Below are 18,234 nucleotides of genomic sequence, written 5' to 3' on the forward strand. Positions count from 1 at the left end.
CGCAACGCGCGGCTCCCGTCAAACGTTAACAAATCGTTAACGGTCGCATTTAACAAGGCGCAGACGGGCTTGGCAAGGCTGGGAAGGGTAGTATTTGGCTTTCCGGACACACGCCTAAAGCCTCGCGCAAGGCCCGGAAAACGAAAGCCGCGCCCCCGGGAGGGCGCGGCCATTTCAGAGGATGCCTGATCCTTAAGCTGCCGATTAACGGAACAGCGAGAGGATAACTTCCGAAGAGGAGTTCGCGATCGACAGCGACTGGATGGCGAGCTGCTGCTGGGTCTGCAAGGCCTTCAGGCGGGTCGATTCTTCGTTCATGTCAGCGTCGACGAGACGACCAACACCCGAGTCGATCGAGTCCGACAGGCTGTTGACGAACTCGGTCTGCATGTCGATACGCATGCCGATCGAGCCGAGTTCAGCAGCGGCGCTGGTCATCAGCGTCAGGGCGTCGTCGACCATCTGGATCATGCCGTCAAGCTGAGCGGCAGTGGTGTTGTTGTCGATGACCAGGGTGTCGACAGATGTGTTGGTGGTGGTCGGTACCGACGTCAGGTCGACCGCCCACAATGCGGTGGTCGAGTCTTCGAAGGCCACTTCCTGATCGGCGACCGTGGTCTGGTCTACGGCGACAACCCATGTGTCGTCGGCAACCTTGACGTAGTCGGACGTGCCGTCGTTGGCGTAGTTGCCGTCGAAGGTCGATGCGCCGCCGCCCTGTGCGATCACGTAATCCGTGTCAAAAGAGGCAACAGAATAGGAAGAAACAACGCCGGCAACGTTGATGTTGAGGCTAATCGCATTGCCTTCGATCGAGGTGATGTTGTCGAGAATGCCGGTGTCGCCGGCGGTGTCGAACAGAACGGTCTGGGTCGACAGTTCATAATCAACCTTCTTGACCGATACATTGCCGGCATCGTCACGGACGAAGGAGCCGACGACGCTCTTGGTCTGTGTGGATGTTACGTCAGCCTGCAGCCAGTTCTCGCCGGAGAACGAAGCAGCTTCCGAGATCGAGCGGAGCTGATCCTGTAGCTGGGAGATTTCTTCCTGGATCTTGTCCTTGTCGACGCCGTCTTCGGTTGCGGCAACGAGCTTGGCCTTGATTTCCTTTACCACTTCGATCGCCGACTCCATACCGGCGTAAGCGGTGTCGACCTTAGCAGCGCCGAGGCCGAGGGCATCCGACACGGCCGAAAGGGCCATGTTGTCGGAACGCATGGTGGTTGCGATCGACCAGTAGGCGGCGTTGTCCGAAGCCTCGCCGACGCGCAGACCGGAGGAAACGCGAGCCTGCGTTTCTTCCAGGCCGGAAGAAATCGAACGCAGGGTGGAGAGTGCAGCCATAGCCGCGACGTTGGTCAGAATACTCGTCATAATGATGTGCCCCTTGGCGAAATGTTAGACAGGGACATTCCGGATTTTACCGGGAACGGGTGACGTGCATCATGCATGTTAACGCCCCTGTGGCTGGGTTAACCCCCGTTCGATGGGAGGACCGTAGCCGGGCCATGGTTAATCATTGGTGAAGCAAGTTACTGATTTTACTTAATAAAACGTAACTGAAGGTAACCGTTTATTAGTGGATATTTCCGCTTCCTTAACAAACGGACCTCCAGCGATCGCGGCCGTTAACCGGTGGTGCCACGGCGCTTTGGATGGATCTCCTTGTTTTCCGGGCATAAGCCGCCGATCCTGCCCGGACCAACCGTTCCCGCCCGTTAACGATTGCGGATGCATGGCCTTGCGGTTTGTCAGGTCCCGACGGTTAAATTTTTCCCGATTTTTTTTACAGACCGGTCGCGGCAGACGACGCGGGATTTCCAGGGACGGAAGACAAACAAAACTGGCCGCACCGTTGCCGGTGCGGCCAGTTTCCAAAGTTTCGTAGGGTGGCGGGCTATGCGCCCGGCTATCCCGCTTACTGACGGAAGAGCGTCAGGATGTTTTCCGAGGCGGTGTTGGCGATGGAGAGCGACTGGATCGCCAGCTGCTGCTGCGTCTGCAGGGCCTTCAGCCGGGTCGATTCCTCGTTCATATCCGCGTCGACCAGACGGCCGATGCCCGAGTCGATGGAGTCCGTGAGGGACGCGACGAAGTTCTGCTGCATCTCAATTCTCATTCCGATAGAGCCAAGGTCGGCGGTTGCGCTGATCATATCCTCCAGAGCGTCATCGACCATCTGCACCAGCGCATCGATCTGCCCCTCGGTGGTATTGTTGCTGATGCTGAGCGTCGAGACCGACGTCGAGGTCGTACCGGCTGTGGATGTCGTGTCGACCGCCCAAAGGGCCGTCGTCGAATCCTGGAAAGCAACCTCCTGCGTCGGCACCGTCGTCTGGTCGACGGCAAGAACCCAGGTATCGTCCGCGACCTTGACATAGTCGCTGGTGCCGTCGTTGGCGTAGCTGCCGTCGAACGTAGAGGCACCGGCACCCAGGGCAATGACTTCATCGGTCGTGAATGCAGCGACGGTGTAGGCGGAGGTGACGCCACCGATATTGATGCTGAGCGTAACGCTATTGCCTTCGAGCGAGTATTCGGTATCGAGAATGCCGTCGTTACCGCCGGTGTCGAACAGGACTGTTGCGGAGCTCAGCTCGTAATCGATCTTCTTGACCGAGACAGCACCGGTCTCGTCGCGGATAAAGGAGCCGACAACGCTCTTCGTCTCGAAGCCGCCGCTTGCGGCGAGGTCTGCCTGCAGCCAATTCTCGCCGGAGAACGAAGCGCCTTCGGCAATGCTCACCAGTTGGTCCTGCAACTGCGCGATTTCTTCCTGGATCTTGTTCTTGTCGACGCCTTCTTCGGTCGCGGCGACGAGCTTGGCCTTGATTTCTTTCACGACCTCAACGGCCGTTTCCATCCCTGCGTAGGCGGTGTCGATCTTGGCGGCGCCGAGACCGAGGGCGTCTTCGACAGCCGACAGTGCCATGTTGTCGGAGCGCATGGTGGTCGCGATAGACCAGTATGCGGCGTTGTCGGAGGCTGTGCCAACCCGCAGGCCGGACGAGACGCGGGCCTGGGTTTCTTCCATGCTGGCGTCGATCGTGCGGAGAGTCTGGAGAGCGGCCATGGCCGCGACGTTGGTAAGGATGCTGGTCATTTAAATAGTGCCCCTTGATTGGCGATTGGGAAGGGACATTCCGGATGGCACCGGGAACGACGGTCAGCATTCATGCCTGCTAACGTTCTTTTAAGGTGTGTTAACCCGTCGTTTCGATGCTTTGATCTAACTTAAACATGGTTAACAAAAGCTAAACGGCCGTTAACAAAAGTAAACACGCCGCGCCCAAGGGCGCGGCGTGCTCAAAATGCCTGAAATCAGGGTCTGCGGACTTCCGATTAACGGAAGAGCTGCAGGATGACGTCGGTCGACGAGTTGGCGATCGACAGCGACTGGATGGCAAGCTGCTGCTGGGTCTGCAGTGCCTTCAGGCGGGTCGATTCCTCGTTCATGTCGGCGTCGACGAGACGACCAACACCGGCTTCGATCGAGTCGGACAGCTTGCCGAGGAACTCGCTCTGCATGTCGATGCGCATGCTGATCGAGCCGAGGTCGGCCGTCGCGCTGGTCATCAGCGACAGAGCGTCGTCTACCATCTGGATCATACCATCGAGCTGGGCAGCGGTGGTATTGTTGTCGATGGTAAGGGTCGATACGGATGCCGTTGTATTGACTGGAGCCGATGCCAGATCAACAGCCCACAGGGCATTCGTCGAGTCTTCATAGGCGACTTCCTGATCCGTGACGCCTGTCTGATCGACGGCCAGAACCCAGGTGTCATCGGCGACCTTGACGTAGTCGGACGTGCCGTCACTGGCGTAGTTGCCATCGAAGGTCGAGGAGCCAGCGCCGTTGGTGATAACGTCTTCGGTTGTGAAAGCAGCAACCGTGTAGGCCGAGGTCACACCTGCAACGTTGATGTTCAGGGTAACAGCGTCGCCATCGATGGTGGTCGTGGCATCGAGAATGCCGGTGTCGCCGCCGGTGTCGAACAGGACCGAGGTCGTCGACAGTTCATAGTTCACCTTCTGGACGCTGACGCTGCTGTCGGTGCGGACGAAGGAACCGATGACGCTCTTGGTTTCGGTGCCGCCGGCAGCCGTCAGGTCGGTCTGCAGCCAGTTCTCGCCGTTGAACGATGCCGATTCGGCGATCGAGATGAGCTGGTCCTGGAGCTGCGAGATTTCTTCCTGGATCTTGTCCTTGTCGACGCCGTCTTCGGTCGCGGCAACGAGCTTGGCCTTGATTTCCTTTACGACTTCAACAGCCGATTCCATACCGGCATAGGCCGTGTCGACCTTTGCGGCGCCGAGGCCGAGGGCGTCGGAAACGGTGGAAAGCGCCATATTGTCCGAACGCATGGTGGTCGCGATCGACCAATAGGCGGCGTTGTCGGACGCGGTGCCGACGCGCAGGCCGGACGAAACGCGAGCCTGGGTCTTGTCGAGATTCGACGAGATGGAGCGGAGGGTTTCCAGCGCAGCCATTGCTGCGTTGTTGGTCAGAATGCTGGTCATTTAAGTGTCCCTTAAAACGAAATACTGATGGGGACATACCGGACTGAATACTTACCGGTCACAGACCGTCGGCATCATGCCATTTGGTGCCGCCCGCAGCGGCTCCCAGACCGGTCGTGTGAGTTCAAAAATCACAGCCAATTATTGCCAACGCCTTAACAGAACGGGTCCAGAGGGACTCGTCTCGCGTGCATAGTAAACAAGGATTGAATCGATAAGGTTGTCAGGCGAAGGATCGCACCAGGCTTCCGACCATCAGGTTCCAGCCATCGATCAGCACGAAGAACAGGACCTTGAAGGGAAGCGAAATCGATGTCGGCGGTAGCATCATCATACCCATGGCCATGGTGATTGTTGCGACAATCAGGTCGATGACCAGGAACGGCAGGATGACGAGGAAGCCGATCTCGAAGCCGCGGCGGATTTCCGACAGCATGAAGGCAGGGATCAGGACGCGGTAGTCGACACGGCCCTCGGTGATCGTCGTCTGGCCGCGTTCGTTGGCGATATCGACGAAGAGGGCGAGATCCTTGTCGCGGGTATTCGCCTGCATGAAGGTGCGGAACGGCTCGGCGATGCGCTGGATGGCCTCCGCCTCGGTGATCTGATTGTCGAGCAGCGGTTGGGCGCCATCGCTCCAGGCCCGGTCCATGGTAGGCGCCATGACGTAGAAGGTCATGAACAGCGCCAGGCTGACCAGGATCATGTTGGACGGCGTGGTCGCAAGTCCCATGCCGGAGCGCAGGATCGAAAAGGCGATGATGAAGCGCGGAAAGCTCGTCACCATGATCAGGATGCCGGGGGCGACCGAAAGAACGGTCAGCAATCCGAAGGTACGGATAATCCAGGCCGCGACCGAGCCGTCGATCGGCTCGTTGAAGATGTTGGGGAGTTGCTGAGCGTGCGCAAGCTCCGGTACCGCCATCATGACGGCGAAGAGAAATAGGAATCGAATCATTCGATCACGAAGGTCCTGAACATCACCTTCGTTACTCGTCCTTCGGAGCGGAGGTCAACACGCTCCTGGATGTCATCCTTCAAATATTGAAAGCCACGCGGCCCCTCGACCTGCTGGAGGGAGACGGTGCGCAGATAGGCGAGGATATCCTGGTGGATGCTCTCGGCGATAACGACGTCAGGAGCGCCCTTGAACAGCAGAGCAACCTCGAGACGAATCCAGTTTTCGGACGGATAGGCGAGATTGGTAGTGATGGGCTCGAGCTGAACGATACCGTTCGCCTCGGTGGCGACGTGTGGCAGGCCTTCTTCTTCCTTGCCCCCGCCGTGACCTCCCGCCGCCTCGGCAGCTTTCTTCGCCTCGTCCTCGGCGACCTGCACCTTCGGCGCGATCATGCCGCCCACGACCCAGCCGCCACCGGCGCCCAGCAGCGTGAGGATCGCGATGGCCACGATCATCATGACCATCGGAGATGTCTTTTTCTTCTGTTCGGTTTCCTCGGCTTCCATGTCCGGCTTTCCTGGCGTGGCGCTCTGCCCTTGAACCCGCCCTCCTTAGAAGGGCGAGTAGATGTCGACGACCTGCTGGCCGATCGGCGGCTGCTGAACTTCGGTCAGGCGGCCACGGCCGCCGTAGGAGATGCGGGCCTCGGCGATGCGCTCGTAGGAGATCGTGTTGTCGGCATCGACATCCTGCGGCCGAACGATACCGGCGACGTTGAGGATGCGGATTTCGTGGTTGACGCGAACCTCCTGCGAACCGCTGATCAAGAGATTGCCGTTTTCCAGCACACCGGTGACGACGGCCGCGACCAGGAGCGTCAGCTTCTCGGACCGTTCTGTCTTGCCCTTGCCCTTGGAACTCGTATCGGAGTCCGACCCGAGATCGCCGGTGGAGCCGGCATCCGTCGAGAAGCCCAGGAAGTTCTGGACATTGAGGCCCCATTTAAGGCCTGTCGAATTGGTACGGCTGCGATCGGTCGCGTTTTCGAACGAGGCCTTGTCGTTGATCTGAATGTTGACGGTGAGGATGTCGCCGACATTCAGCGCCCGCGCGTCCTTGAAGAGCGCCGACTGACTGTCGCTCCACAGCGAGTAGCCGCGCGCCACCTGCTGGGGCTGCTTAGGGTAGAGTGCCATCTGCGGCGTCTGGCTATAGCGCAGACCGCTGCCGATCGGGCTCATCGCCGGCGCGTTGCCGATTTCCTTGACCGTCTGGCTTTGGCAACCCGCCAGGACTACGAGAGCCAGAACGGCCGGAATACGAGTGTTCATGTCGGGTCCTTCGATGTGGTGGGGTCACCGGCGCTCGACATGATCGAGGCGACCGTGGCGGCCTTTGTCGGCTCCATTTCAGCGAGGATGAGGCTCGACTGACGCGGAGGAAGTTTCATGATGATGGCGGCGGCCAGGATTGCATCGGTTTCCTGGAGCTGCGGCGCGGCGGCGTCCGCCGGCATCTTCTTGTAGATTTCCACCAGCTGGCCCTCGGCCTGCTTCATGAAATCGTTGCGGCGTTTCAGCCAGTCCTCGTATTCGGCTTTCCGCTCCTCAAGCACGGCAATACGGCTGTCGACACCGGCCTGGAGCTGCTCCAGCTCCTGCTTCTGCAGGAGGTAGCGCTGATCGCGGGCCGGATCGGCGATCGATGTGCAGAACTTCTGGATTTCTTCCTGCGTGACCGCATCAAGGACCGACGGCTGCGGCACGGCGGCTTCCTGGGAAACCGCCACGGCCGGAGCCATGGTCCAAGCGACGCCGATAAGCAGACTGGAAACGACGGCATAACCGAGGGGACGGATGGACTTCAGACGATGTGCTGCGATCATTGCAGGACGAGCTCCGCTTGAAGGGCGCCGGCCGACTTGATCCCCTGGAGGATCGCGATGATGCCGTCGGGCTTGACGCCGATATTGTTGAGGCCGGCGACGAGGGTGCGCAGATCCGGCCCCTCGACGATGGCGACGTTGCCGCCTTCCTTCTGGGCGAGAATATCGGTCTGCGGCTGGATCGCCGTCTGGCCGCGCGAGAACGGCTCAGGCTGGATGACTTGCGGGGTTTCCGTGACCTGGACGGTCAGCGTGCCGTAGCTCACCGCAACCTTGGCGACGCGGACATCGGCGCCGATGACGATGGTACCGGTCCGTTCGTTGATGACCACCTTGGCCGGCGTGTCCGTTTCGACAACGAGGTTTTCGATATCGGCCATCAGGCGCGCAAGATCCGCGGTCCTCGGCTTTTCGACGACGACTTCCTGCGAATCGCGCGCCTCTGCGATCGGTGCGCCATAGTTGGCGCGCGCATAGGCGTTGATCGTATCGGCAATGCCTATTGCGGTGGTAAAGTCCGGGTTGCGGAGCTGCAAGACGAGGTTGATGGCGTCCTTGAACTTGGACGGCAGTTCGCGCTCGACGATTGCGCCGTTTGGTACTCGGCCAGCCGTCGTGACACCTTCGGTCACAGATGCTGCCTGACCCTGTGCACTGAAGCCGGAGACGATGATTGACCCTTGCGCGACGGCGTAGATTTGGCCGTCGGCGCCGGACAGCGAGGTCATGATCAGCGTGCCGCCGCGCAGCGAGGTCGCGTCGCCCAGCGAGCTCACCGTTGCGTCGATACGACTGCCGGGGCTCGCAAAAGGCGGAAGGTTGGCCGTGACCATGACGGCAGCGGTGTTCTTGGCATTCGACTGGCCGCCCTGGGTCGAGATGCCGAGGTTCTGCAGCATAGCGCGCATGGATTGTTCGGTGAACGGCGAGGCGCGAAGGCTATCGCCGGTTCCCTGCAGGCCGACGATCAGGCCGTAGCCGATCAGCTGGTTGTCGCGGCCGGATTGCAGCGAGGCTATGTCCTTGATGCGCGACGTGCCGCCGGCGGCGCCTGCCGGCAGCGGCGCAAGCCCGAGCGCGAGCGTGTGCAGAAGCACAAGTGCGAAACGGAAGACTCTCATCGTGCAATCACCTGAACAGTACCGTCAGCCATGACCGTGCCTGTGACGATCACACCCGAGTCGAGATTTCTGACCTTGATCACATCGCCTATTGCCGCGTCCTGCAGCGGCGAGCCGGCGGCGGAAATCATCATGTTGCCGATTGCGAAGGTGAGCCGGAGATTTGTGCCGCGCTTGACCGCAAAGGGTTCGCGCAGCGCCGAAACGGGAATCGTGCGGCCGGGCAGAAGCGTGCGCTTCGTCACCATGCCGATGACCTGAGTCATCGAATCGGCATAACCGCCGGCGAGGTTCGGATTGGTGATTTCCACCTCCTCGACCTGTGTCGGCGAAATTTCCTCGCCGGGATAGATGATGGCGGTGGGCACGACGGCATAGCGGACCTGAGCGGTGGCCGTTGCCACCGATCCGAGGAGCAGCATGGCGACAGCGATCAATGCCGCCGCGATCCGTTCATCGATCCATTTGCGGTAAAACGTCATGTTCGACCACCTCCATTGTCTTACTTCAGGTTTTTGCTGACGATCTGGGCCATTTCGTCGGCAGTGGTGATGACCTTCGAATTCATCTCGTAGGCACGCTGCGCGGAGATGAGGTCGGTGATTTCCTTTACCGCGTCGACGTTGGACGCTTCGAGATAGCCCTGCTTGATGTAGCCGAAGCCCGGATCTTCCGGCGCCGCGACGATCGGCTCGCCCGATGCGGCGGTCTCAGCGAACAGGTTGTCGCCGAGCGGCTTGAGGCCGGCCTCGTTGACGAAGTTGGCGATCGTGAGCTGGCCGAGTTCGGTGAAGTCGGTATCGTTACCCAGGCGAGCCGATACCGTGCCGGTGCGGCTGATGGATATCTCGCTCGCGTCATCGGGGACGATGATGCCGGGGACAACCGCATAACCATCGATCGTCACAAGCTGGCCGTCCGGACCCTTGTTGAAAGCGCCGGCGCGGCTGTAGAGCGTCGTGCCGTCGGGCGACTGGATCTGGAACCAGCCGCGACCGATCAGGGCGACATCCAGTTCGTTGGTCGTCTGGGTCAGTTCGCCTTGACTGTGGATGTTTCGGACAGCCGAGGTCTGTACGCCGAGGCCGATATTGGCGCCTTCCGGCACGATCGCCTGGTTCGCACGGTTCGGCACGCCCTGGGCGCGCTCTGTCTGGTAGAGAAGGTCGGCGAACTCGGCACGCGCGCGCTTGTAGCCCGTCGTGTTGATGTTGGCGATGTTGTTGGCGATGACCTCAAGATTGGTCTGCTGGGCGTCCATACCCGTGGCGGCGATAGCAAGCGCTCTCATTTTACGTCCTCAGCTCAGTCAGATCTGCATCTTGGTGATTTCGAGATAGGCGTTCACGATCTTGTCGCGGAACGCGATGGCGGTTTGCAGCGACTGTTCCGCTGCGAGCACGGCGTCAACGACCTCGCGGGTGTTGGCGGTGCCCTTGATACCTTCGAAAGACATGAACTCGGCCTGCTTGACGTTGTTCATGGCGTCCGTCGCCATGTCGCCGAGAACCTGGGCAAAGCTCCCGCCCGTCTGCATTCCGGGCGTGACGGACGGCGTCAGGCTCGTCGTCGTCGACATGTCGTCGGTAATCGAGCCGAGACCACCCGTCAGCGAGAGAGAACCTACGTTCTGAACAGTATCAATCATTGAGAGGCCTTCAGAAGGTTGATGGTCGCGGAGATCAGCTCGCGCGTCTGCTTGACGGTCTGGAGATTGGCTTCGAAGTTGCGATTGGCCTCGCGCATGTCCGCCATCTCGATCAGCATGTTGACGTTCGGCATCTTGACGATGCCACGCTCGTCGGCCGCCGGGCTGCTCGGGTCGTATTCCTCGATAAAGTCGGAGTCGTCGACGCCGAGCTTCTTGACGTCGACCAGTTCGGCACCCGTCAATTTATCAACCTCGGCGCCGAACGTGATCGTCTTGCGCCGATAGGGATCGGCACCTGGCGTGTCGCCGGTCGAACGAGCGTTGGCGATGTTTTCCGAGACGATACGCAGGCGGGTGGACTGGGCCTCCATGCCACTGCCGGCGATCTTGAGGGACGCTGCCAAAGAATCCATGATCTTACCTCTTTACCGTCATCAACATCATGCGATGGAAGGATGAGACGAGATTGGTGTTGAGTTCGAACTGACGCTTGATCTCGCCGGTCTTGGAGAGTTCTCCCGAAAGGGAGACTGTGTTGCCGGACTCCTGGACGCCGATCTCGTTGTTGAGGTCGGCCTCCTCGACATTCACGTCGCCCTTGCTGCCGAGTGCGGCCATGTGGGCGGGATGCGTCCTCGCCATCGCGCTGGTGCTCGTGGAATCGAGAACGGCGCTGAACGGCGTGATCTCCTTCGCGCGATACTTCGGCGTTGCGGCGTTGGCGATGTTGCCGGCAACCACCTCCTGGCGGATGCTCAGCCATTCAGCCTGCCTGGAGGCCAGGGAAAAAAGCTGGATGGGATTCATAGGTTTCTCCAATCGTTCTGGCTGAAACCTAGGCCGTTAATCTTGCGTGGGACTTACCCAGCACGGCGCCGCGATGCGGCGCCTTATCAGTTCTCGTAGATAGCACCGGTGGAGGTGACAATAACCCATTTGCCGTCACGCATTTCGAGCGTCGCGACCTTGCTGTTATCCGGTAGAACCGATCCGACGCGCACCATGAACATGCCCGAATCGTCCTCGATGAGCGCGCGGCCATTGGCTACGTGAAGCAGCCTGAAACCGCTGCGACCAGGAAATGGTTGGGCGCTCGCCGCCGGGGAATCGACCGCCGTCTTTTCCTCTCCGAGGTTGGAGACGGTTGCCGTCGTTACGGCATCCACGCCCGTGCCATCCTCGGAAACAGCTCCATCGTCGTCCTTGTCGACCATGGCGAGCGGCGAAACACTGAAGACGTTGCGGGCGGGTCCCTCCGGCAGATCACGCGTCCTCTCCCAGGCCGCGACGCGCACGCCGAACTTTTCCTCGTTGAAGAACACATACCACGGGAATACTGCCGCCGCGCAGGCCAGGGCGATGCCCGCGCCCGCGAGCAACTTGTCGATTACCGGTGACGCGTTCGGCTGCCGATGCGTTGATTCGACCTGGACGGTTTCGGATTCGGTCATTGCTACCCCCTCGGCTTTGCCGCGACAGGCTGCCCCCCGGCAGCAGATTTCAGAGCGTTGGCGAGATCGGCATAAGCGTCAGCCGTGGGCCGCTCGGACGGCAATTGTTTCAGCACTTCGTAAACAACCGGTACCTGTTTGATCGCCATATCGAGATCGGGATCACTGCCGGTCCTGTAACCGCCGATAAGACGCAGGTCACGGGTTTCCTCGAAACGGTGAATGAGCGTTTTCAGGCGACTGACCAGCTTTTCCTGCTCCGGAGTCCAGGCCTTGCGCGCCATACGGGAAATCGAGGCCAGCGGGTTAATCGGTGGATAGCGCCCTTCCTCGGCAAGGCTGCGGTCAAGCACAATGTGGCCATCAAGAATTCCGCGCGTCGAATCCGCGATCGGGTCGTTATGGTTGTCGCCATCGACAAGAATTGAGATGATCGCGGTAATGGTGCCCTGGCCTTCCTCGCCGGGGCCGGCGCGCTCCAGAAGGCGTGGCAGTTCAGTGAACACAGAAGCCGGATAGCCGCGTGCGACCGGTGGTTCGCCGGCGGCCATGGCGACCTCGCGTATGGCGTGGGCAAAGCGCGTGATGCTGTCGGCGATGAAGAGAACGTTTTCTCCCTTGTCGCGGAAGTGTTCGGCGATGGTCATCGCGGACAGCGGCGCCATCTTGCGAAGCATCGGGCTTTCATCGCTCGTCGCGACGACCGCGATCGACTTCGACATGTTGTCGGCAAGCGTGTCCTCGATAAACTCACGGACTTCGCGACCGCGTTCGCCGACGAGGGCGATCACGACGCGGTCGAATGCATCGGCGCGGGCCAGCATTGACAGCAGCGTCGATTTGCCGACGCCGGAGCCGGCGAAGATGCCGAGGCGCTGTCCAAGGCAGAGCGGCGAAAAGATGTCGATGGCGCGGACACCGGTGCGAAAACCTTCATCGACCCGGCGCCGGGCCATCGACGGAGGAGCGCTTGCGGAAATGGATCTGCGGACGTCGCCCGGCGCCAGCGGCCCCCTGCCATCAATGGGCTCGCCCAAGGCATTTATGGTTCGTCCGCACCAGCTTTCATTGGGAGCGATGCGAAACGCGCCCTTGCGTATGACCACGTCATGGATGCCAATCGGTTCGCCGGGCTCGATCGGACAGACATAGGCCGCGTCGGGCTCGACCCGAACGACCTCACCGAGATGAATGCCGGTTGCACTGCGGTGGGCGACAAATTCGCCGAGCCGGACATGGCGCGAGAGGCCTGTGACGGTGTAGTGGCCGGCCGCGATGGTCCGGACATGCCCCCCGTTTGTCACCGCATGCTCGGGCGCGGCATAGCGTTCGGCAAGGCCCACCAATTGGGTCAGCTTGCCAGTTACCGATACCGGCGGGGCATCAAGCTCGATCATGGTTCACTCCCGGAAACGCGGATCAGCTCGATCCGCCGAGCGTTCTGATCGCCTCGGACATCGTCCGCTCGCTCTCGGTGATCAGGGACGAGATGCTTTCGAAGGCACGGTTGACCTGAATGAGCTGGGTCATTTCACCGATGCCATTGACATTGGAATTCTCGATATAGCCCTGAAGAACGGAGATTTCGGCGTTATCGACAACCGGCTGCGGATCGTCGACCGTCGTCACGCCGCTGTTTTCGTAGCGCAAGAAGCCCTCACGGACATCGGCGGTGAAGAGACCGAGCTGCGCCACCTGGACGCCGTCCTGCATGATCATGCCGTCAGCGCCGACTTCCGGCGGTCCGCCAGCGCGATTGAGCTGTATCGGCGCGCCACCAGCATCGAGCACCGGATATCCCCGGGACGACACCAGCTGTCCGGTTTCCTGAATGGTAAAGCGGCCGTCGCGGGTCAACACCATGCCGACGGGCGTATCGATCGCAAACCATGCGTCACCCTTCACGGCGAAGTCGAGCGCATTGTTGGTCTGCTGCAGTTCACCCGAGCGGGTCGAGAGATAGTCGTTGCCCTGCGACACGAAGGCGATCTTGGCGTTCAGGTCGTTCTGCGTCTTGCTCAGAACCTCGTCGAACTTGACCTCGGTCGACCGGAAGCCGACCGTGTTGAGGTTGGCCATGTTGTCGGCGATGGTCGTCAGACGCCGTTCCAGCGCGATCTGCGAGGACAGGGAAACATACAATCCGGACTGCAACTTAGCTGCCTCCTAGCTTCAACGAATTAATGGAGATGAGCAGATCCGCGGAAATGCCATGGCCGGCGGATGAGCCGAATACGGCGAGCGGATCGTAATTCTGCGACGGGTTCTTGAGCTCCCACATCGCGGTGAAGCGCTCCAGAAACTTGCCGACATATTCAGGATCCTGAAACTCCTCGATGCTCAGGCGCTTTTCGAGGTACTGCGCCTGCTTGTCGATGTCGGACGCAGCGATCTCGTCCGGCAGATCAAGCGCGACACGCGCCACTTCGGCCAAGGCATCGTCGGCGAGAATGTCGTAGCCGGACGTGATCTTCGAGGCGTTGCGCTCGAAGTAGAGCGCAAGCCGGACGCCGGTATTGTCTTCACCGGCCTCCTCTTCGAGAGACTGGCGCATGTACATGTCGACCACGCCCTGCTGCGCCTTGGTAAAGGACGTCGCAGCCTCGCCGAACGCTTCGAAGTTCAGCGTCTCGGCCAGGCCAGCATATCGGCTGTCGCTCAGCTGATTGGCGAAGGCGTCCTCACTTGAAACACCTTCGGTCAGGACCTTGCGGATCAGCGCCTTGGCATAGGCCATGTCTTCCAGACCATGGGCTTTCAAGGCGTAATTGTAGAGACGTGTATCGGCCATGAATTCGTCGACCGACTTGATCTCTCCGATACGCGACAAATAGTATTCCGTCTCGCGCGCGACATCCGGCTTCTGGGATATGCGCTCGATCGACTTGCCTATATTGCCGCTGATCTGCTGATAGCTGATATATGTTGTCGTCACGGCCTTCTGCCTCTTGATTGAAACAATCGGGCTTCCGTTATCGCTCTAAATGGCAGCAAAGGCTTGTGCGAAACTGTTTGTAGGTTCACAAACCATGAAGGGGAAAATCGACAGCCTCACGCAAGGAACTGTGCCTATCGTCCAGTCTGAGACTTAACGTTCTGGTTGGGCACGACATGAATATCATCATCGGATTTGTGATCACCGTAGGCTGCGTGTTGGGCGGCTTCATGGCCATGGGCGGCCATGTCGACGTTCTGGTCCAGCCTTTCGAGCTGGTCATCATCGGCGGCGCCGGGGTCGGCGCCTTCATCATGGGCAACCCGATGAAGGTGGTAAAGGATTCCGGCAAAGCAATCGGCGAGGCATTCAAACACGCCGTGCCCAAGGAACGCGCCTATCTGGACGTCCTTGGATGCCTTTACTCGCTGATGCGCGACCTTCGCACGAAGTCGCGTAACGAAATCGAAGCGCACATCGACAACCCGGACGAATCGCCGATCTTCCAGGCGGCGCCGTCGGTCCTGAAGAACAAGGAACTGACGTCTTTCATCTGTGACTACGTCCGCCTCATCATCATCGGCAATGCCCGCAGCCACGAGATAGAGGCGTTGATGGATGAGGAAATCAACACGATCCTCCATGACAAGATGAAGCCATACAACTCGATCCTGGCAATCGGCGATTCCTTCCCGGCCATCGGTATCATCGCGGCGGTTCTCGGCGTTATCAAAGCCATGGCGAAGATCAACGAGTCGCCGGAGGTTCTGGGCGGTCTCATCGGCGCCGCGCTTGTCGGCACGATGCTCGGCATCTTCCTGTCCTACTGCCTGTGCAACCCGCTGACCTCGCAAATCAAGATCGTCCGCACCAAGCAGCATCGCCTCTACATCATCGTCAAGCAGACGTTGCTCGCCTACATGAACGGCTCCGTGCCGCAGGTCGCGCTGGAGTATGGCCGCAAGACGATTTCGGCCTACGAACGTCCGTCGATCGACGCCGTCGAGCAAGAAATGATGAACCCCGGCGGTGAGAACAAGGCGGCATGAGCATGAGCGAAACCGAGACCCAATCCTCCCCCACCCCGACCATGGATCGCGCGCTGCTCGCCCGCTTGACCGGCGGCTTGGGCGACAGAAAGACGCTGGACCGGCTCTGCAGCGATGTCGGACGGCTCTATGTCGAGTTCCTGCCCGACGTGATCCACAGCGAAACCGGCCTGACGGTGACCGTCTACTACAAGGGCCACGAATCCGGCCTCAAGAACGACCTGATCGCCGATCTGGGCGAGAATGTCGCCCTCACCGATGCTTCGTTGCGCAACTGGTCGCCGAGTTTCGTGCTTGCTTGCGGCAACGCCTTCATCATCACGCTGATGGAAAACCTGCTCGGCGCCCTGTCGGGAACGATCGAGCAGCCAATCGAACGGCCGCTTTCCGGCATCGAACTCGATCTTTCCAGCATGGTGTTCGAAAAGATCGGCAGCGTATTGCGCTCGGGCGTCAACGCGCCGGGTGGATTCGAGACGCTTCTCGAAAAGGCCCACAACGCCGAGGACCGGCCGAAGCCGGACGAGGATCACGAGGACGAGTACGCCGTTGCGATCCGGATGGGTATCGACCTCGGCGAAGTCGTCTCCGAGTTCGTCCTGATCATTCCGCAGAAGGCGCTGCTGAAGACCGTCGTCACAATACCGCGTTCGAAAGGACAGGGCGGACGCAATTCCGAATGGTCGGAGCATCTGGCCGAGCAGGTACGACGCTCCCAGGTGACGCTCGAGGCGAGGATAAGGCTCCAGCCGCTCACGCTTGGCACCGTCTCGCGTCTGGCCGTCGGCGACGTCATCGCGTTCGAGGAACGTGGCGACGTCACGGTGGATGTCAGCGCCAACGGCAAGGACCTCTACAGGTGCGAGTTTGGACGGTCGGGCGAGAAATACACGGTTCGGGTCAAGGACAACGTCACGACCGACGACGACATCCTCCGCCATCTGATGGGATGAGCGGCAAAATCGCCGCTAGGGTACAACGGGCAGGTTGAGGCAAGTTTCAACAGGAATAATGATTTCATGGCTACGAAAAAGACATCTGTGACCGAAGAAGACGCGCTGGATTTTCCGGCGGCGACCGATGCCGATTTCGACCAGGCGGTCGGCGACCTTCGCGGCGTGCTGAAAGCCGACGAGGAGGGCGGACTGCCTGAACTCGGCGGTGACTTCAGCGCCGATTTCGGCGATTTTCCGGCGGCCGGCGGCGAAGCAGAGACAACGTCGTCGTTCGATTCGGACTTTGGCGGCGGCGACTTCGGCGGTGGCGATCTCGGTTCCGACCTCGGCGGCGGTACCGACTTCGGTGGCGACGATTTCGGCGGCGGCGCCTCCTTTGGTGATTCGTCGTCGAGCATGCAGGCTCCCGGCAGCGCACTGACGGCAAACCTCGACCTGATCATGGATATTCCGATCGAGGTTCAGATCGTGCTCGGCTCAAGCCGCATGCAGGTCTCGGGACTGATGAGTCTCGAGGAAGGCGCCATTATCGCGCTGGACAAGAAGATCGGGGAACCGGTCGAGATCATGGTGAACGGCCGCAAGATAGCTCGCGGCGAAATCACCGTGTTGGAAAATGACGACACCCGTTTCGGTGTCAAGCTGATTGAAGTATTGAGTACTAAGGCGCACTGACCCAGTTAGGGCCAGAGGGGAAAGACCATGATGGACTTTGACGACTTTGGTAGCACTGCGGTCGGCAAGCCGCTCTCCCAGGCAGACAAGGCGGCCGCCGTGCTGCTGGCCATGGGCAAGGGCGTTGCCGGCAAGCTGCTGAAGTATTTCACACAGGCCGAGTTGCAGACGATCATCGCCTCGGCCCAGACCCTGCGCGCCATTCCACCGGACGAGCTCAACGATCTCGTCAACGAATTCGAGGACCTGTTCACCGAAGGTGCGGGCCTCATGGACAATGCCCGGGCGATCGAGGCCATCCTTGAGGAAGGCCTGACCCCCGAGGAAGTCGACGGCCTGCTCGGCCGCCGCACCGCCTTCCAGGCCTTCGAGGCCTCCATCTGGGACCGTCTGCAGGACGCAGAACCGGACTTCATCGCCCGCTATCTGATGCGCGAACATCCCCAGACCGTCGCATACATCCTGTCGATGCTGCCCTCCGGCTTTGGTGCCAAGGTTCTGCTGAAGCTGCCCGAAAGCCGGCGCGCCGATATCATGAACAGGACCGTCAATCTGAAAAATGTCAGCCCCAAGGCGGCACAGATCATCGAGAACCGGATTCAGGACCTGATCGCGGAGATCGAGGCCGACAAGAACTCCACCGGCACCAACAAGGTGGCCGAACTGATGAACGAACTCGACAAGCCGCAGGTCGATACCCTGCTCGACTCGCTCGAATCGATCAGCAAGGAAGCCGTCAACAAGGTGCGTCCGAAGATCTTCCTGTTCGAGGACCTGCTGGCGATGCCGCAGCGCAGCCGCGTCATGCTGCTCAACGACATATCCGGCGAAATCCTCACGATGGCGTTGCGTGGCGCCAATGCCGAGATCCGCGAGATCGTCCTGTCCTCGATCAGCCCGCGCTCGCGCCGCATGATCGAGGCCGATCTCGGCGCCGGCGCGACCGGTATCAATCCGCGCGAAATCGCGATCGCCCGCCGCGCCGTGGCGCAGGAAGCGATCAGGCTCGCCAATGCCGGGCAGATTCAGCTCAAGGAAACGGAAGGTGGCGAAGAGGCCGCCTGACACAAGCACCTTGTTGATAAC

At 60.3% G+C, this 18,234-nt stretch carries 21 protein-coding genes; 4 read left to right on the top strand and 17 right to left on the bottom strand.

All coding sequences use genetic code 11. From position 1 onward, the window contains the following. Positions 1-204: 204 nt before the first annotated feature. The 17 genes from J5J09_RS01245 to J5J09_RS01325 all read right to left on the bottom strand — a co-directional run bounded on the left by J5J09_RS01245 (position 205) and on the right by J5J09_RS01325 (position 14,468). Positions 205-1,377, bottom strand: a complete 1,173-nt coding sequence (locus J5J09_RS01245; protein ID WP_208547908.1) for a flagellin — start codon at positions 1,375-1,377, stop codon at positions 205-207. Between the two features lie 544 nt (positions 1,378-1,921). Next, positions 1,922-3,106: a flagellin gene (locus J5J09_RS01250; protein WP_208547909.1), complete on the bottom strand. Its 1,185-nt coding sequence runs from the start codon at positions 3,104-3,106 to the stop codon at positions 1,922-1,924. Positions 3,107-3,345: 239 nt separating this feature from the next. Next, positions 3,346-4,524 (bottom strand): flagellin, encoded by a 1,179-nt coding sequence (locus J5J09_RS01255; RefSeq protein ID WP_208547910.1) that lies wholly within the window; start codon positions 4,522-4,524, stop codon positions 3,346-3,348. A gap of 223 nt (positions 4,525-4,747) precedes the next feature. Continuing rightward, on the bottom strand, positions 4,748-5,482 hold the full coding sequence (fliP, locus tag J5J09_RS01260; RefSeq protein WP_208547911.1) for a flagellar type III secretion system pore protein FliP: 735 nt from the start codon (positions 5,480-5,482) through the stop codon (positions 4,748-4,750). Continuing rightward, entirely contained in the window at positions 5,479-5,991 is a 513-nt protein-coding gene (locus tag J5J09_RS01265; protein WP_208547912.1) for a flagellar basal body-associated FliL family protein, read from the bottom strand. The genes fliP and J5J09_RS01265 overlap by 4 nt, the downstream gene beginning before the upstream one ends. 45 nt (positions 5,992-6,036) lie before the next feature. Further along, the gene (gene flgH / locus J5J09_RS01270; RefSeq protein ID WP_208547913.1) at positions 6,037-6,756 is read right to left on the bottom strand and encodes a flagellar basal body L-ring protein FlgH; all 720 of its coding nucleotides are present in this window, start codon (positions 6,754-6,756) and stop codon (positions 6,037-6,039) included. Beyond that, the gene (locus J5J09_RS01275) at positions 6,753-7,226 is read right to left on the bottom strand and encodes a MotE family protein (RefSeq protein WP_246745881.1); all 474 of its coding nucleotides are present in this window, start codon (positions 7,224-7,226) and stop codon (positions 6,753-6,755) included. Before J5J09_RS01275 ends, flgH begins: the two co-directional genes overlap by 4 nt. Positions 7,227-7,306: 80 nt before the next feature. Next, entirely contained in the window at positions 7,307-8,431 is a 1,125-nt protein-coding gene (locus tag J5J09_RS01280) for a flagellar basal body P-ring protein FlgI (protein ID WP_208547915.1), read from the bottom strand. After that, positions 8,428-8,913 carry a flagellar basal body P-ring formation chaperone FlgA gene (gene flgA / locus J5J09_RS01285; protein ID WP_208547916.1) on the bottom strand — a complete coding sequence of 162 codons (486 nt, stop codon included), beginning with the start codon at positions 8,911-8,913 and terminating at the stop codon, positions 8,428-8,430. Before flgA ends, J5J09_RS01280 begins: the two co-directional genes overlap by 4 nt. Before the next feature lie 20 nt (positions 8,914-8,933). Then, complete coding sequence (gene flgG, locus J5J09_RS01290; protein WP_208547917.1) at positions 8,934-9,722, bottom strand: flagellar basal-body rod protein FlgG; 789 nt, start codon at positions 9,720-9,722, stop codon at positions 8,934-8,936. A gap of 18 nt (positions 9,723-9,740) precedes the next feature. Further along, positions 9,741-10,079 carry a flagellar hook-basal body complex protein FliE gene (locus J5J09_RS01295; RefSeq protein WP_208547918.1) on the bottom strand — a complete coding sequence of 113 codons (339 nt, stop codon included), beginning with the start codon at positions 10,077-10,079 and terminating at the stop codon, positions 9,741-9,743. Beyond that, on the bottom strand, positions 10,076-10,495 hold the full coding sequence (gene flgC, locus J5J09_RS01300; protein ID WP_208547919.1) for a flagellar basal body rod protein FlgC: 420 nt from the start codon (positions 10,493-10,495) through the stop codon (positions 10,076-10,078). The genes J5J09_RS01295 and flgC overlap by 4 nt, the downstream gene beginning before the upstream one ends. Positions 10,496-10,499: 4 nt before the next feature. Next, positions 10,500-10,889: a flagellar basal body rod protein FlgB gene (flgB, locus tag J5J09_RS01305; protein ID WP_208547920.1), complete on the bottom strand. Its 390-nt coding sequence runs from the start codon at positions 10,887-10,889 to the stop codon at positions 10,500-10,502. Between the two features lie 86 nt (positions 10,890-10,975). After that, positions 10,976-11,533 (bottom strand): flagellar protein, encoded by a 558-nt coding sequence (locus J5J09_RS01310; protein WP_208547921.1) that lies wholly within the window; start codon positions 11,531-11,533, stop codon positions 10,976-10,978. A gap of 2 nt (positions 11,534-11,535) precedes the next feature. Continuing rightward, a complete protein-coding gene (gene fliI / locus J5J09_RS01315) occupies positions 11,536-12,930 on the bottom strand; it encodes a flagellar protein export ATPase FliI (RefSeq protein ID WP_208547922.1) in 1,395 nt (464 codons plus the stop codon). Between the two features lie 22 nt (positions 12,931-12,952). Beyond that, positions 12,953-13,687, bottom strand: a complete 735-nt coding sequence (gene flgF / locus J5J09_RS01320; protein WP_208547923.1) for a flagellar basal-body rod protein FlgF — start codon at positions 13,685-13,687, stop codon at positions 12,953-12,955. 1 nt (position 13,688) lies between these two features. Continuing rightward, entirely contained in the window at positions 13,689-14,468 is a 780-nt protein-coding gene (locus J5J09_RS01325) for a DUF1217 domain-containing protein (protein ID WP_208547924.1), read from the bottom strand. A gap of 176 nt (positions 14,469-14,644) precedes the next feature. On the opposite strand from J5J09_RS01325, the gene motA reads away from it, so the two are divergent. The 4 genes from motA (at position 14,645) to fliG (ending at position 18,213) form a co-directional block, all read left to right on the top strand. Beyond that, positions 14,645-15,517, top strand: a complete 873-nt coding sequence (motA, locus tag J5J09_RS01330; RefSeq protein WP_208547925.1) for a flagellar motor stator protein MotA — start codon at positions 14,645-14,647, stop codon at positions 15,515-15,517. Beyond that, positions 15,514-16,470, top strand: coding sequence for a FliM/FliN family flagellar motor switch protein (locus tag J5J09_RS01335; protein WP_208547926.1), 957 nt, complete (start codon positions 15,514-15,516; stop codon positions 16,468-16,470). Before motA ends, J5J09_RS01335 begins: the two co-directional genes overlap by 4 nt. A gap of 66 nt (positions 16,471-16,536) precedes the next feature. Beyond that, positions 16,537-17,148, top strand: a complete 612-nt coding sequence (fliN, locus tag J5J09_RS01340) for a flagellar motor switch protein FliN (protein WP_208547927.1) — start codon at positions 16,537-16,539, stop codon at positions 17,146-17,148. A gap of 27 nt (positions 17,149-17,175) precedes the next feature. After that, positions 17,176-18,213, top strand: a complete 1,038-nt coding sequence (gene fliG / locus J5J09_RS01345; protein ID WP_208547928.1) for a flagellar motor switch protein FliG — start codon at positions 17,176-17,178, stop codon at positions 18,211-18,213. Positions 18,214-18,234: the final 21 nt, after the last annotated feature.

The organism is Ciceribacter sp. L1K22 (assembly GCF_017599385.1).
In the GTDB taxonomy this organism is placed as follows: domain Bacteria; phylum Pseudomonadota; class Alphaproteobacteria; order Rhizobiales; family Rhizobiaceae; genus Allorhizobium.